The organism is Oleiphilus sp. HI0117, from assembly GCF_001635235.1.
Genome location: NZ_LWGA01001134.1, coordinates 1 through 665, shown reverse-complemented (window position 1 = coordinate 665; position 665 = coordinate 1). Strand labels below are relative to the sequence as shown.

Genomic DNA, 665 nt, shown 5'->3' with positions numbered 1-665 from the left:
TTACCGGCCTCTTTACATCAAGGGCTGACTCTTTTTTAGGCTCGCAGACCAAAATTAAAGCGCACATGATACATCTATCAACTATTCCTGTCGAAAATAAAGCGCAATACGGTTCATGGCAGTCTCAACTTAGCCAGTGCAAAATAAGTACTGCAGACTTGCTGAACAAGCTAGGTCTGAACGATCATCCTTTAGTAGATGAAGAGGCTGAGCGTTTGTTTGAATTAAGAGTACCACCACGTTACTTGGCAAGTATTCGTTCAAACGACCCGAATGACCCACTTCTTCTACAAGTACTTCCTCAAAATAGAGAGTTCAAGCAAGTCGATGGTTTTAACGATAGCCCTCTGAACGAGGAAGAGTACTCTCCCGTCAAAGGCTTACTGCACAAGTACAATAATCGGGTATTACTCATGAGTAGTACTGTGTGCGCTATTAACTGTCGTTACTGCTTCCGCCGGAATTTTCCTTATGACGCGCATCGCCAATCAAAAAACGAATGGCGAAAGGTCTTCAACTACATTGAAGAACACAAAGAATTAGATGAGGTAATCCTGAGCGGTGGCGAACCCTTAATACACAATAACGACCACCTTGCCTGGCTAATAAACAATATTGCTGATATCAAGCATATCCAACGCATTCGTATTCATTCTCGAATGGTC

The 665-nt window shown here is 42.7% G+C and carries 1 protein-coding gene; it reads left to right on the top strand.

From position 1 onward, the window contains the following. Positions 1-65: 65 nt before the first annotated feature. Positions 66-665: radical SAM protein (locus tag A3757_RS20255; RefSeq protein WP_156506450.1), on the top strand; the 600-nt coding region annotated here is incomplete at its 3' end.